Annotated in this window: 12 protein-coding genes; 3 read left to right on the forward strand and 9 right to left on the reverse strand. The window is 72.5% G+C overall.

Annotation, left to right across the window (positions count from 1 at the left end; all coding sequences use genetic code 11):
* Positions 1–61: 61 nt before the first annotated feature.
* Genes J2X59_RS00210 through J2X59_RS00220 form a run of 3 tightly spaced genes read right to left on the reverse strand, consistent with a single transcriptional unit; the run spans position 62 to position 4,679 of the window.
* The gene (locus J2X59_RS00210; protein WP_326495568.1) at positions 62–1,054 is read right to left on the reverse strand and encodes an XdhC family protein; all 993 of its coding nucleotides are present in this window, start codon (positions 1,052–1,054) and stop codon (positions 62–64) included.
* Entirely contained in the window at positions 1,054–3,849 is a 2,796-nt protein-coding gene (locus J2X59_RS00215) for a molybdopterin-dependent oxidoreductase (RefSeq protein WP_326495289.1), read from the reverse strand. Before J2X59_RS00215 ends, J2X59_RS00210 begins: the two co-directional genes overlap by 1 nt.
* Positions 3,846–4,679 carry an FAD binding domain-containing protein gene (locus J2X59_RS00220; protein WP_326495290.1) on the reverse strand — a complete coding sequence of 278 codons (834 nt, stop codon included), beginning with the start codon at positions 4,677–4,679 and terminating at the stop codon, positions 3,846–3,848. Before J2X59_RS00220 ends, J2X59_RS00215 begins: the two co-directional genes overlap by 4 nt.
* Positions 4,680–4,962: 283 nt before the next feature.
* Between J2X59_RS00220 and pucL the strand changes: the two genes are divergently transcribed.
* Complete coding sequence (gene pucL / locus J2X59_RS00225; protein WP_326495291.1) at positions 4,963–5,904, forward strand: factor-independent urate hydroxylase; 942 nt, start codon at positions 4,963–4,965, stop codon at positions 5,902–5,904.
* 14 nt (positions 5,905–5,918) lie between these two features.
* Positions 5,919–6,626, forward strand: coding sequence for a nucleotidyltransferase family protein (locus J2X59_RS00230; RefSeq protein WP_326495292.1), 708 nt, complete (start codon positions 5,919–5,921; stop codon positions 6,624–6,626).
* Here the strand turns inward: J2X59_RS00230 and J2X59_RS00235 are convergent.
* The 6 genes from J2X59_RS00235 to J2X59_RS00260 all read right to left on the reverse strand — a co-directional run bounded on the left by J2X59_RS00235 (position 6,584) and on the right by J2X59_RS00260 (position 12,340).
* Entirely contained in the window at positions 6,584–6,793 is a 210-nt protein-coding gene (locus tag J2X59_RS00235) for a hypothetical protein (protein ID WP_326495293.1), read from the reverse strand. The two genes, J2X59_RS00230 and J2X59_RS00235, sit on opposite strands and share 43 nt — an antisense overlap.
* A 121-nt stretch (positions 6,794–6,914) precedes the next feature.
* Positions 6,915–8,009 (reverse strand): alkene reductase, encoded by a 1,095-nt coding sequence (locus J2X59_RS00240; RefSeq protein ID WP_209685658.1) that lies wholly within the window; start codon positions 8,007–8,009, stop codon positions 6,915–6,917.
* 53 nt (positions 8,010–8,062) lie between these two features.
* On the reverse strand, positions 8,063–8,275 hold the full coding sequence (locus J2X59_RS00245; protein ID WP_326495294.1) for a hypothetical protein: 213 nt from the start codon (positions 8,273–8,275) through the stop codon (positions 8,063–8,065).
* A gap of 49 nt (positions 8,276–8,324) precedes the next feature.
* On the reverse strand, positions 8,325–8,771 hold the full coding sequence (locus J2X59_RS00250) for a MarR family winged helix-turn-helix transcriptional regulator (protein ID WP_326495295.1): 447 nt from the start codon (positions 8,769–8,771) through the stop codon (positions 8,325–8,327).
* A gap of 152 nt (positions 8,772–8,923) precedes the next feature.
* Positions 8,924–11,632: an MMPL family transporter gene (locus tag J2X59_RS00255; protein WP_326495296.1), complete on the reverse strand. Its 2,709-nt coding sequence runs from the start codon at positions 11,630–11,632 to the stop codon at positions 8,924–8,926.
* Positions 11,633–11,704: 72 nt separating this feature from the next.
* On the reverse strand, positions 11,705–12,340 hold the full coding sequence (locus J2X59_RS00260) for a TetR/AcrR family transcriptional regulator (RefSeq protein WP_158407762.1): 636 nt from the start codon (positions 12,338–12,340) through the stop codon (positions 11,705–11,707).
* A 182-nt stretch (positions 12,341–12,522) separates the two neighbouring features.
* On the opposite strand from J2X59_RS00260, the gene J2X59_RS00265 reads away from it, so the two are divergent.
* Positions 12,523–14,004, forward strand: coding sequence for a mannitol dehydrogenase family protein (locus J2X59_RS00265; protein ID WP_326495297.1), 1,482 nt, complete (start codon positions 12,523–12,525; stop codon positions 14,002–14,004).
* Positions 14,005–14,120 lie beyond the last annotated feature (116 nt).

A 14,120-nucleotide genomic window follows, 5' to 3' on the forward strand; every position in this document is an offset into this window, starting at 1 on the left:
CGAGGAGGAGGACCGCGACGCACACGACGCGCCCGTGCACACCGCGACGGGCGGTCGTGCGTCAGGGGACCCGCGCGGGGACGCGGTGGATCGGGCCGGACCCGCCGGTCAGCGCCCCTCCCGAGGAGCTCGTCCGCACGGCGACGACCTCGGCCATGATCGCGACGGCCGTCTCGGCCGGGGTCCGCGCGCCGATGTCGAGACCGATCGGGGAGCGGAGCCGATCGAGGTCCGGCGTGCCGAGCGCGTGCAGTTCCGCGAGCCGCCGCTCGTGGGTCGATCGGGAACCCATCGCGCCGACGTACCCGGCTCCGCGGCGGAGCGCCTGGTCGATCACCTCGGCGTCGAACCGGTCGTCGTGCGCGAGCACCACGACGGCGGTCGTCCGGTCCACGGGCAACCCCTCGAACACGCGCGTCGGCCAGCCCACGATCCGCTCGTCCGCGGCCGGGAAGCGCTCGTCCGTCAGGAACACCGGGCGGGGGTCGACCACGGTCACGGCGTAGCCGAGCACCGCGGCGGCGTTCGTCACGGCGACGGCGGTCTCGACGGCGCCGACGACGACGCAGCGGGGGCGGTGGTCACTGCGCTCGACGAAGACCCGGTCGCGGCACCCGTCCGGAGCGGTGACGACCACCCCGAGCGTCCCCGGCTCCAGCGAGACGGCGAGCGAGGTCGGCAGACCGGCCGCGGCGTCACGCAGCGCGCTCACGAGCAGGGCGTCGTCGGACGTGACCCGGTGGACGAGCACCTCCACGCGACCACCGCACCGGAGCGCGGGGGCCCACACGGCGTCGGGGTCGTCGGGGTCGTCGTCGAAGCCGAACCGCTCGAACACCGCCTCGCCGGTCTCGAGCACCTGCTCGGCGGTGAGGAACAGCGAGCCCTCGACGCAGCCTCCCGAGATCGTGCCGACGACCTGACCGCCCGGCAGCACCGCCATCGAGGTCCCGACGCCGCTCGGCGCGCTGCCGGTCATCGAGACCGCCGTCGCGACGACGACCGGTGCACCCGTGTCGAGGACGGCCAGGAGGCGCGGTGCCAGTTCGAACATCACGCACCCCCGGCGTCGGTCGCGTCGCCCTGCAGCAGTGCCCAGACACGGTCGCGCGTCATCGGGAGGCGGTACGGACGCACGCCGATCGCGTCGCGGACGGCGTTCGCCACCGCCGGGGCGACGGGGTTGTACGGGGCCTCGCTCATCGACTTCGCCCCGAGCGGTCCGAGCGGGTCGTGCGTGTCGGCGAAGCGGACCTCGGTGCGGGGCACGTCGGAGATCTTCGGCACCCGGTACGACCGGAAGGCGTCGGTGGTCACGCGACCGGTGTCGTCGAGCACGACCTCCTCGTACAGGGTCGATCCCATCGCCTGTGCTGCGCCGCCCTCGACCTGTCCGCGCAGCTGCTCGGGGTTCAGGACGGTCCCGGCATCGACGGCCTGCACGCTGTGGAGCACCCGGACCTCGCCGGTCGGTCGGTGCACCGCGACACGGGCACCGTGCACCGTGAACGCGAGCGACCGCGGGGTGCCGTCGTGGCTGCCGTGCGCGACCAGTGGTCCCTCGGCGAGGAGCTCGGCGTGTCCGACGACCTCGTCACCGACGCGGACGCCGCCGGGCAGGACCTCGACGGCGGGGCCGAGCGGCCCGGAGGCGGCACGGGGTGTGCGCGCGGCGACGATCCGGAGCGCCCGGGCGGTCAGCTGCTCGCGGAGGTCCTCGGCCGCCACGAACAGCGCCTTGCCCGCCACGACCACCCCTGCGGAGCCGAACGCACCGGTGTCGTACTGCGCGGCGTCGGTGTCGGACTGGTGCACGTCGACCCGGTCCGGCGTGGTGCCGAGGGCGGTCGCGACGAGCTGGGTGTGCACGGTCGTCGTGCCGTTGCCGAACTCCGCCGTGCCGACCCCGATCCGGTAGCGGCCGTCCGCAGTGGCCTCGACGGTCGCGTGCGCGTGGTGCCCACGGGGCGGCATCGTCGCGATGGCCGCCAGCGCGATGCCGGTGCCGTACGCCCAGTCCGCGGTGCCGTCCGCCGTGGGCGGGTCGAGCTCCGGGCCGTCCATCGGCGGGACCTCGGGCAGCGGTGCGCGCAGCGCGTCCTCCACCAGGTCGAGGCACTGGTCGAGGCCGTAGCTGCCCTCCCACCGCAGGTCGTCCTCCTCGTCGGGGTCGGTCACGACGAGGGGGTCGCCGGGCACGACGACGTTGCGCCGCCGGAGCTCGAACGGGTCGAGGTCGAGCCGACGCGCGAGCTCGTCCATCGCCGACTCGATCGCGAACACCACCTGGCCCAGGCCGTACCCGCGGAACGCTCCAGACGGCAGGTTGTTCGTGTAGACGGACTCGGCGTCGACCCGCTTCGCCGGGCAGCGGTAGACGGCGACCGACTCGCTGACCGAGTGGAACATGACGCCGACGCCGTGGTTCCCGTAGGCGCCCGTGTCCATCACCTGGTCGACGTGCATCGCGGTCAGGCGGCCGGACGCGTCCGCACCGAGCCGGACACGCACCCGCATCGGGTGCCGCGTGGGCGCGATCGTGAACTCGTCCCGGCGGCTGAACTCGTACTGCACGCTCCGACCCGTGCGCAGCACGGCGAGGGTGACGAGGTCCTCGGTGAGCATCTCCTGCTTCCCGCCGAACCCACCGCCGACGCGCTTGGCGACCACCCGCACACGCGACGGGTCGAGGCCGAAGACGTGCGCGATCTCGTCGCGGACCAGGAACGGGACCTGCGTGGCGGTCCGCAGCACGAGCCTCCCGTCCCGGTCCAGCGAACCGCGGGTCGCGTGCGTCTCGAGCGCCGCGTGGGAGACGCGACCGGTGGTCCAGGTGCCGTCGACCGACGCGACGGCGGACGCCAGCGCGGCCTCGACGTCGCCGGTCTCGCCGTGCAGGGCCGCGACCACGTTGCGGCCGGGCTCGGCGATGCGGTGCTCGGCGGTCGTCTTGTCGCCGTGCAGCAGGGGAGCGCCCGGGCCGCGCGCGGCGTCGACGTCGTGCACGCTCGGCAGCAGCTCGTACTCGACCCGCAGCACGGCGCACGCCTGCTCCGCGATCCGGACGCTGTCGGCGACGACGGCCGCCACGCGCTGCCCTCGGAACCGCAGCACCCGGTCGAACACGCGGGTGTCGTCGGGGTCGTCGAGCCGCGAGTCGTGCCGCCCGGTCGAGAAGAGCACGCCGGGGTCGTCGTGGTGGGTGAGCACGAGGTGCACACCGGGCAGGGCCTCGGCCGCGCTCGCGTCGATCGACACGACGCGGGCGTGCGGGTGGGGGCTGCCGAGGACCGCCACGTGCAGGAGCGCCTCGGTCGGGCGGACGTCGAGCGTGTACTCCTCGCCCCCGGTCACGATCCGCATCGCCGCCGGGGCTGCGACGGACGTGCCGACGGCGGCCCCGGCACTCGGGCACGCCGTGTTGCGCACGCCGTCGAGGGCGTCCTCGATCGCGCGGTACCCCGTGCACCGGCAGAGGTTGCCCTTGAGCGCCCGGCGTCGATCGGCGAGCTGGTCGTCGTCGAGGGCGGACGCGGTGACGACGTACCCGGCGGTGCAGAACCCGCACTGGAACCCGGGGGCCTCGGCGAACGCCCGCTGCACGGGGTGGGGCTGCTCCGGCGTGCCGAGGCCCGCGGCCGTCGTCACCACGCGACCCTCGAGCCGGTGCGCCGGTGTGATGCAGGAGTGCACGGGCATCCCGTCGAGCAGGACCGAGCAGGCACCGCAGTCGCCGGCGTCACAGCCCTTCTTGACGCTGGTGACACCGTGCTCGCGGAGCAGGGTGCGCAGGACCTGGCCCGGCTGGGGGGCGGCGTCCACGGTCGTCCCGTCGACCTCGAACCTCATCGGGCGTCCCCCTCCGCAGCAGCGAGACCCGAGCCGCCGGCCTCGGCGACGAGTTCGGCGGCGAAGCGGCGGGACACCGCCCGGCGCCAGTCGGGGGAGCCGTGCGGGTCGTCGTACCATTCGTCGTGGGCGGCGAGCACCGTGTCGACCTCGGCAGCCGTGGGCACCGCGTCCCACCGCAGCACGACCGGTCGCGGGGTCCCGCCGGTGACGACGAGGACGAAGCCGTCGGCGTCCCAGCGCGCGGTCACGAGCGCGCCGGTCCGACCGTGCGGGCTGAGCGACACACGGCGGTACCCGGTGGTGCTCCTGAGCGCCGACTCCGGCACGTCGAACGCGCGGACCACCTCGCCGGACGCCAGTGCCGTGGCGCGGACCCCGGTGACGAGGTCGGCGACGGGCAGGCGGCGGTCCCCGCCGTCCGGCGTCCAGACGACCGCCGTCGCGTCCAGGGTCACCAGCAACGCCGTGATCGCTCCCGCGGGCAGCGCCGTCGCCACGTTCCCGCCGACCGTCGCCGCGTTCCACACCTTGAACGACGCGAGCAGGGCGTTCGCGCACCGCTCGACGAGGGGCCACGCACGCCACCCCGGCTCGGGGTCGAGCCGCAGCAGCGCCGCGATGGTGCACGTCGCACCGAGCCGCAGGCCCTCCGGCGTGTGCTCGGCGTCCGGCCAGCCCAGGCCGGTCAGGTCGACGAGGCCGGTGGTTCCCGGTTGCTCCTCGGAGTACAGCCAGGTGCCGCCGGCGAGCGGCTGCTCACCGGGGGCGAGCGCGAGGTCGTCGCGGTGCGACGGTGTCCGCAGGGTGCGGACGGTGACGAGGTCCATGCAGGGGTCCGATCGGGGTGGCGGGACGGGTGACGACGGTGTCGCCCGGTCGTCGGCCGTGCGCGATCATCCCGCGGTTCCACGCCGAGGACGCTCGGGGTGCGGTGCTGCGCGCCACGGTGCCTCCTCGGTCGGATCGGTTCGTGGCGGCAACGCTAGGGAACGGGTGTTTCGGCACCGTTACGGGGGAACGACGGCCGCGTCACGACCGGGCCGGCTCGGCGGACGGAGCTCGTGACCTGATCGACGCACCACCGAAACACGCGGCTGTCATCGTCACCGCATGGACACCACCGCCACCGCAGCCCCCGTCAGCACGTCCGTCCGCCTCGGTGCGAACCAGTACGGCAAGGCCGAGGTCCGCCTCGTCCGGGTCACCCGCGACACCGACCGCCACGAGATCGAGGACCTGACGGTCACGACCCAGCTGCGCGGTGCGGCGCTCGCCGAGTCCTACACCGAGGGCGACAACGCGAAGGTCGTCGCGACGGACACGCAGAAGAACACCGTCTACGCGTTCGCGAAGGAGCACGGTGTGGGCGCCCCGGAGGAGTTCCTCCTCCGCCTCGGCCGGCACTTCGCGACGGCGTTCGACTGGTACGACGGGTCGACGCTGTCCGCCGAGCAGCACGCCTGGGAGCGGATCGCGGTCGACGGTCGGGCGCACGACCACGCGTTCGTCCGGTCCGGCCGCGGCACCCGCACCGCCGTGGTGCAGGTCGACGGCGACGACGTCCACGTGCTCGCCGGCGTGACCGACCTGACGGTCCTGAAGTCGACGGGCAGCGAGTTCCACGGCTTCCCGCGTGACGCGTACACGACGCTCGCCGAGACCGACGACCGGATCCTCGCGACGTCGGTCACCGCGCGGTGGCGCTACACACCCGAGGCGGTCGCCGCCGGCATCGACTACGACGGGGTGTGGACCGGCGTGCTCGACCGGATGCTCGCGACCTTCGCGGACCTGCACTCGCTCGCCCTGCAGCAGACCCTGTTCGCGATGGGGCGCGCGGCGATCGAGTCGTTCCCCGAGATCGCCGAAGTGCGCTTCTCGATGCCGAACAAGCACCACTTCCTGGTCGACCTGTCCCCGTTCGGGCTCGAGAACCCGGGCGAGGTGTTCTTCGCCGCCGACCGTCCCTACGGGCTCATCTCGGGCACGGTCGTGCGTGACGGGGTCGAGGACGCCCCGGCAGCCTGGACGTCCGTCCCGGCGTTCGTCTGAGCGGCGGCCCGCGCGTGCCGCGAGCGGACGACCCGCTGCCGGTCGCCCCGCACGTCCCGCTGCCGGTCGACCCGTACGGCCCGCTGCCGGTGACCGGGGTCCTGCTCGCCGGCGGTGCCGGGACGCGCATGGGCATGCCGAAGGCGCTGGTGCGGACGACGGACGGGACGCCGTGGCTCGGGTCCGTGAGCCGGGCACTGCTCGACGGCGGCTGCGCCTCGGTGGTCGTGGTCCTCGGCGCAGCGGCCGGGGACGCCCGAGTGCTCGTGCCGGACCTGCCGTCCGTCCGCACGGTGGTCGCCGAGCGCTGGGCCGAGGGACCCGGTGCGTCGCTCGCGGCGGGGCTGCAGGTGCTCGACGACGGGGTCGTCGCGTGCGTCGCGCTCGTCGACCTGCCGACGATGCCAGCGACGGTCGTGCGCCGCGTCATCGGGGCGTCTGCGGCTGCGGACGCCCTGCGGCGTGCCGCGTTCGACGGCCGACCGGGTCACCCGGTGCTGGTCGGTCCGGCGCACCGCGGGGCGCTCGTCGCGGCGGTCACGGCCGACCCGGGGGACCGGGTCGCCGGTGCCTGGCTCCGACGGGCGGGGGTCTCCGCGGTCGACTGCGCGGACCTGTGGGACGGCGAGGACCGGGACCGCCCGACGCCCGGACCGCCCGCGACCAGACCGCTGACGGCTCAGTCGCCCCAGTCGCCGAGTGCGGACCGGTACGACTGGTAGGTCGCGTCCACGATCCCGATGCCGAGCACCACCCAGAAGACCCACCGTGAGCGTCGACGGCCGGCCAGCGTGGAGGCCACGAGCACCATGAGCGGGAACTGCACCGAGCGCTCGACGAGGTGGTCGGGGCGATCGAGGGGCGTCGGCGGCGCGGTCGCGGTGCTCACCGGGAGGTCCTAGGTGGGCCGGGAGCCTCCGACCTGGCACCGGTGCGACACGGATGACGGACGGACGGGAGGCGCGGTACCAGCCGGCACCGCGCCTCCCGTCCGTCGCTGGTCGCGTCGACTACGCGACGGGCTCGCGAACCTGGTCGAGCGTCGGGTAGTCGGTGTAGCCCTCGGCGCTCGCACCGTAGAAGAGCTCGGGACGCGGCTCGTTGAGCGGCGCGTCCTGCTCCCAGCGCTCGGCGAGGTCCGGGTTCGCGATGGCGGCCCGACCCACCGCGACGGCGTCGGCGAGGTCGCCGTCGAGCAGCGTGATCGCCTCGTCGCGGGTGGTCATGGAGGAGAAGCCCGAGTTCGCGATGAACGGGGCACCGGCGGTGCGGCGCACGTGCTGCACGAGCTCGCTGGCCGGCTCGGCGTGCAGGACGTCCACGAAGGCCAGTCCGAGCGGCGCGAGGCCCTCGGCGACGGCGGTGTAGGTCGCACGGACGTCGGCGTCGTCCTCCTCGAGCACGCCCTGGATGTTGTGCTGCGGCGACAGACGGATGCCCACGCGGTCGGCGCCGACGGCCTCCGCGATCGCCGTGGTGACCTCGACGGCGAAGCGCGCCCGGTTCTCGGGCGAGCCGCCGTACTCGTCGGTGCGGGTGTTCGAGACGGGGGAGAGGAACTCGTGCACGAGGTACCCGTTCGCACCGTGCACCTCGACGCCGTCGAGCCCGGCCGCGATCGCGTTGCGAGCGGCGCGGACGAAGCCCTGGACGGCCTCGCGGACCTCGTCGGTGGTGAGCTCGTGCGGCACGGGCATGTCGGCCTTCGAGCCGTCGGCCAGGTGCGTCTGCCCCGGAGCGGCGATCGCCGAGGGGCCCACGATGCGCGGGGTCTGCGAGATGTCGGTGTGCGAGACGCGACCGCCGTGCATGAGCTGCATGACGATCGTGCCGCCGCGCTCGTGCACGGCGTCCGTCACGCGGCGCCACCCGGCGACCTGCTCGTCGGTCTCGATGCCGGGCTGCCCGGGGTAGGAGCGGCCCTCCTGCACGGGCCAGGTGCCCTCGGTGATGATCATGCCGAGGCCGGCGCGCTGCGCGTAGTGCTCGACGAGGAGGTCGTTGGGGATGCCCTGCTCACCGGCGCGCGTCCGGGTGAGGGGTGCCATGACGATGCGGTTGCGGAGGTGGAGTGCGCCGAGGTCGGCGGCTTCGAAGAGCTTCACGTCTCCGTTGAACCACGTGTTGCGGCGAGCAATTCCGGTTCGGGAGCGGATCCTCAGCGACCGGGGCACACCAGGGTGCTCGAGCGGACCTGCCCTTCGGGGCGGATCACCGTGTGCTGCGACAGCGGCTGGAGGCAGATCGGGCACGGACGGTCCACGCTGCGGTCGTCGATGCCCTCGGCGCGTCCGGCGCCGATCTGCGAAGGGCCCATCTTCTCGATGAGTGTGCGGTTCCAGCGGTCGTACCAGCTGCCGAAGCGACCCACGGTCCGTCCTTTCGTTCGTACGCGAATCATTCTGCCACGAAGTACCCGCTCAGTCGAGTACATCGATGCGTCCGAGCAGCTCCGTCAGGTCGTCCTTCAGTCGCTCGAGCCGGTCGAGCGGCCAGCCGAGCCGGTCGGCCACCGCGACCGGGACGGTGCTCGCCCGCTCGCGGAGTGCTCGACCCGCCGTGGTGAGCGACACCTCGAGCTGGCGTTCGTCGGCCGTGCTGCGCTGCCGCCGGACGTAGCCGGATGCCTCGAGCCGCTTGAGCAGTGGGCTCAGCGTGGCGGAGTCGAGGCGAAGCTCCGCGGCGATCTCGCGCACCGAGCGCGGGTCGTGCTCCCACAGGGCGAGCATGACGAGGTACTGCGGGTGCGTCAGGCCCAGTGGGTCGAGCAGGTCGCGGTACAGGCCGATGACGCTGCGGCTCGTGGCGGCCAGGGCGAAGCAGAGCTGCCGGTCGAGGGCGAGGGGGTCGACGTCGGTCGCAGTCATGTCTCCACGGTACTTCGTCCACGAACGGTCGGGGTGCCCGGTGCCACGATCGCGCGCGGCACACGGACGGGAGGCCCGGTGCCGGTCTCGTGGACCGGCACCGGGCCTCCCGGCGGTGCAGTGGGGCTGGCGCCCCCGCGGATGCTCGACGCCTAGGCGCGGTGCGTCGGCGTGTGCCCCTCGTGCGGGTTCGCATCGGGCTCCACGTCGGCGGCGTGCGACCCGCGGTGCGCTCCGGCTCCGGCCCCGGCGGTGGCACCGGCGACGGCGGGCTCGGCGCCGTGGCCGCGGTCGTCACCGGGGTGCGAGCGCTCGAGCTTGGCGCCTTCGACGTCGACGTCCGGCAGGATCCGGTCGAGCCACTTCGGGATCCACCAGGCGCTCTTCCCGAGCAGGTGCATGACCGCCGGGATGAGCAGCATCCGGACGACGAAGGCGTCGACCAGTACACCGAACGCCAGGCCGAAGCCGATCGGCTTGATGGTCGAGGACTCCGAGAAGATGAAGCCCGCGAACACCGAGATCATGATGATCGCAGCTGCCGTGACGACCGCACGACCGGCGTGCAGACCGCGCTGCACCGCGACCTTGGCGGAGGCGCCGTGCGCGTACGCCTCACGCATGCCGGACACCAGGAAGAGCTGGTAGTCCATCGCGAGCCCAAACAGGATGCCGATCTCGATGATGGGCAGGAAGCTCAGGATCGGCGCAGGGTCGTGCACGCCGAACACGGAGCCCAGCCAGCCGAACTGGTAGATGGCCGTCAGACCACCGAAGGATGCGAGCACGGACAGGATGAAGCCGGCCGTCGCGGTGATCGGGACGAGGAACGACCGGAACACCACGATGAGGATGATCAGCGACAGGCCGACGACCACGACGAGGTAGAGCGGCAGCACGTTCGCGAGCTTCTCCGACACGTCGATGTTCGCGCTGGCGTTGCCCGCGACCCCGAGCGTCACCGTGCCGTCGTCGGTCTGCACGGTCTGCTCGCGCAGGTCCTTGACCAGGGTCTCGGTCGAGACGCTGTCCGGGCCGCCCGCGGGCTTGACCTGGAAGGCGATGATGTCGCGGTTTGACGACGCGCCGATCGGCAGGACGGCCTCGACGTCGTCGTTCTTCGCGAGTGCCTGGCCGATGGTGACCTCGGTCGCGGTGACGTCGTCCTTCGCGATCGCCTCCGGCAGGTCGGCCACGACGAGCAGCGGACCGTTCTGGCCGGCGCCGAACTCGTCCTCGAGCGCCTTGTAGGCCTTGTACTGCGACGAGTCGGTGGCCTCGGAGGCACCGGTCGGCAGGCCGAGGCGCATCTGCGTGGCGGGCAGGGCGATCGTGCCGAGCACCGCGATGCCGGCGACGAGCGTGACGACCGCGCGCCAGGTCGACATCGGCTTGTTCGGCACCCGGACGGACCCGGTGTGCCCGATCTGCTGCCGCTCCTTCTTCCGGAGGATCCGCATGCCGAGCAGGGACAGCAGCGCCGGGGTGAACGACGTCGCGATGAGGATCGCGAACAGCACGGCGACGGCGCCGACGGTGCCCATCAGGCCGAGGAACGGGATCCCGGTGATGTTCAGCGCGAGCAGGGCCACGATGACGGTCGTGCCCGCGAAGACCACCGCGTTGCCGGAGGTGCCGTTGGCGAGACCGATGGACTCGTGGACGCCCATGCCGGCCTTCAGCTGCGTCCGGTGTCGGTTGAGGATGAACAGCGAGTAGTCGATGCCGACCGCCAGGCCGAGCATCACCCCCAGCACCGGCGTGACCGAGATGAACTCGACCAGGCTCGAGAAGGAGAGCGACGCGAGGGTCGCGACGCCGACGCCGAGCACGGCGGACAGCAGCGGGATGGCGGCGCCGATGACCGTGCGGAGCATCAGGAAGAGCACGAGCGCGGCGATGATGACACCGACGATCTCGCCGGGGCCGAGGATCGACGGGACACCCTGCGCGATGTCGTTCGAGACGTACACCTCGACGCCGTCGATCTTCGCGCTCTCGGCCCGGTCGGAGATCTCCTGCTTGGTCTCCTGCGGCACCTCGAAGGTCGACTTCGTGAACTGCACGGTGCCGATCGAAGCAGCGCCGTTCGACGACACGAAGCGGATGTCCTTCGACAGGTCGAGCAGGTCGGACCCCTGCTCGAGCTCGCGCTCGTTGTCCTCGAGCTTCTTCGTGTTGTCGTCGATCTCCTGCTGGGCGTCGGCGATCTGCTGCTCGCCCGCGGTGATCTGCTGCTGCTGGGCGTCGATCTGTGCTTGGGCCTGCTCGAGCTGCTGCTGACCGGCCTGCGCGGCCGCACTGTTCGCGGCGGCGGCCCCGGCGGCCTGGGCCTGCGCCTCGGCCTGGGCCTTCTGCTGGTCGAGCTGCGCCTGCGCCTGCTCGATCTGCTGCTTGCCCGACTCCAGCTGGTCCTTCTGCTGGTCGAGCTGGGCTTGGCCGTCCTCGATCTGCTTGCGACCGTCCTCGATCTGCTGGCGCCCGTCGACGATCTTCTGCCGCTGCTCGTCGAGCTGGTCCTGCGTGGTGAAGCCGTCACGGACCTCCTTCACCCCGTCGAGGTCGGCGATCCCGTCCAGGAAGTCCTTGACGTCGGCCTGCTGCGTCGCGGTGAACGCCTTGCCGTCGGTCGTCTCGAAGACCAGCGTGCCGTTGCCGCCGTTCGCCGACGGGAACTTGTCCGCCAGCTCGTCCTGCACCTGGCTCGTCTTGGTGTTCGGGATCGTGATGGACGAGGAGATCGTGCCCGCGAACAGGCTGTAGGTGAGCCCCGCGATGCCCATGATGACGATCCAGGCGATGATCACCAGCCAGTGGCGTCGTGCGGAGAACCGTCCGAGACGGTAGAGGAGACCGGCCATGCGGTTGCCCCGTCCTTTCGTGTCAGGTGCTGTGGTGGTGCGGGGTGCGCCGGTGGACCCCGGGGGGAGTGGTCAGGAGGCCGGCATGTAGCCGGAGCGGACGCTGTGCACGAGTCTGCTCAGCAGGGCGTCCCAGGCGGTCAGTGACGCCGGGGTGAGCTCGGGGCCGTCGTTGGTGAGCCAGTGGTCGGCGATGACGACGATCCCGCTCATGAGCGAGTCGACGAGCAGCGCGGTGTCGAGCGGGTCGGCACCCGGGTGTCGCCGGGCGACCTCGTCGCGCAGCCGGTCGGTGACCCGCGAGAACGCGGTCTGGGTGAGGACCGCGGCCTTCGGGTCCTCCTTCCCCGGTTCACCGATGATCCGGTACATCCCGGAGATCGCCGGGGCCAGGTCGGCCCCGCGTGCGGCCGACTCGAGCTCCTCGAACATCGACGCGCGGCTGCCGTCACCGATCGGGGTCCGGGCCATGTCGGCCAGGAACCGGTCGATGATCACCGAGAGCTCCTGCTCGCACACCGCGAGCAGGACCTCGTCGAGCGATGCGAAGTGGTTGAAGACGGTCCGTCGCGCGATGTCGGCACGCGACGCCAGGTCGTCGACGCCGAACCCGCGTCCGCCGCGTTCGTCGACCAGGTCCCGCGCTGCCTGCAGGATCGCTGCACGGTGCTTCGCCTTGAGCGCGGCACGACGGTCGGTGGTGGTCACGTGTGCCAACACTAGGTGCATCGATGCACTCGGTGCACCTTCTCCGAGCGCTCCCTCAGGTTCGTCCCCCGGGCACGGAGGGCCGCGGGTCGATCCGGGTGCGTCGGGTCGGAACACCGGTTCCGCACACCGGTTCCGGCTGCCAGACTGGGGGCTCGCGACCGCCGTACGAAGGAGTACCCATGACCGTCCGTCTGAGCCCGGAGACCCTGGACCGGATCGCCGCGAGCGGCGTCGCCGTGCCGAGCTACGACCGCGACGGGATCACCCCGGGGATCGTGCACTTCGGCGTCGGCGGCTTCCACCGTGCGCACCAGGCGATGGTGGTGGACCGGCTCCTGCAGCAGGGCGAGGCCCGCGAGTACGGCATCTGCGGTGTCGGTGTGCTCGAGCAGGACCGTCGCATGGCCGCCGCGATGGCGGAGCAGGGCGGCCTCTACACGCTCGTGCTCAAGCACCCGGACGGTACGCGGGAGTCGCGGGTCGTGGGCAGCATCGTCGAGTACCTGCTCGCGGTGGACGACCCGGACGCGGTCGTCGAGAAGATGGCGCACCCGGACACCAGGATCGTCAGCCTGACCATCACCGAGGGCGGCTACAACTTCGACCACGTCACGGGGGAGTTCGTCGCGGACGAACCGGGTGTCGCAGCGGACCTGCGCGGGGACGCCCCGCCGCGGACGGTCTTCGGCCTCGTGGTCGAGGCGCTCCGGCGTCGTCGCGACCGGGATCTCGAGCCGTTCACGGTGATGTCGTGCGACAACATCCAGGGCAACGGGCACGTCGCCCGGCAGATGTTCACCGCCTACGCCCGCCTGCAGGACCCGGCCTTCGCGGCGTGGATGGGCGAGCACGTGTCGTTCCCGAACTCGATGGTCGACCGGATCACCCCGGTCACGACCGACGAGGACCGGGCGTGGGTCCGTGACGAGCTCGGCATCGAGGACGCCTGGCCGGTCGTCGCCGAGCCGTTCTTCCAGTGGGTGCTCGAGGACGACCACCCCGCCGGCCGCCCCCGGTACGAGGACGCCGACGTGCAGCTCGTCGACGACGTCGAGCCGTACGAGCTGATGAAGCTCCGGCTCCTCAACGCCAGCCACCAGGGGCTCTGCTACTTCGGGTACCTGTCCGGGTACCGCTACGCCCACGAGGCCACGCAGGACGAGGCGATCGCGACCTTCCTCCGCCGCTACATGGCCGAGGAGGCGACCCCGACGCTCCACGCGGTCCCCGGGATCGACCTCGACGACTACACGGCGACGCTCATCGAGCGCTTCCGGAACCCCGAGGTCCGCGACACCCTCGCCCGGCTCTGCGCCGAGTCGAGCGACCGCATCCCGAAGTGGCTGCTCCCGGTGGTCCGCGAGAACCTCGCATCCGGAGGTCCCGTCGCGCTCTCGGCCGGCATCGTCGCCTCGTGGGCGCGCTACGCGGAGGGCGCCGACGAGGACGGGCAGCCGATCCAGGTCGTGGACCGCCTCGCCGACCGGCTGACGGCGGCCGCGCGGCGGCAGGACGAGGACCGGCTCGCCTTCCTGCAGGACCGCCAGGTGTTCGGCGACCTGGTCGACGACGACCGGTTCGTCGCGGCGTACCGCGACGCGCTCGACGGGCTCCTGCAGGACGGCGCACACCCGACGGTCACCCGCCTGTCGCGCTCCTGACACGTCGCCCGCCGGACGGGAGGCGCGTGCGGACCCCGACCACGCGTGCCGGGTCCGCCACCACCGGACGGGAGGCGCGGGGTGGCACCGCCACGTGCCTCCCGTCCGACCGTGGC

It is taken from the genome of Curtobacterium sp. 260 (genome assembly GCF_030803485.1).
GTDB lineage: Bacteria > Actinomycetota > Actinomycetes > Actinomycetales > Microbacteriaceae > Curtobacterium.

Excerpts from the sequence above, each read along its gene's own strand:
- J2X59_RS00210 (WP_326495568.1), bottom strand. The coding sequence starts at position 1,054 with ATGTTCGAACTGGCACCGCGCCTCCTGGCCGTCCTCGACACGGGTGCA.
- J2X59_RS00215 (WP_326495289.1), bottom strand. The coding sequence starts at position 3,849 with ATGAGGTTCGAGGTCGACGGGACGACCGTGGACGCCGCCCCCCAGCCG.
- J2X59_RS00220 (WP_326495290.1), bottom strand. The coding sequence starts at position 4,679 with ATGGACCTCGTCACCGTCCGCACCCTGCGGACACCGTCGCACCGCGAC.
- pucL (WP_326495291.1), top strand. The coding sequence starts at position 4,963 with ATGGACACCACCGCCACCGCAGCCCCCGTCAGCACGTCCGTCCGCCTC.
- J2X59_RS00250 (WP_326495295.1), bottom strand. The coding sequence starts at position 8,771 with ATGACTGCGACCGACGTCGACCCCCTCGCCCTCGACCGGCAGCTCTGC.
- J2X59_RS00255 (WP_326495296.1), bottom strand. The coding sequence starts at position 11,632 with ATGGCCGGTCTCCTCTACCGTCTCGGACGGTTCTCCGCACGACGCCAC.
- J2X59_RS00265 (WP_326495297.1), top strand. The coding sequence starts at position 12,523 with ATGACCGTCCGTCTGAGCCCGGAGACCCTGGACCGGATCGCCGCGAGC.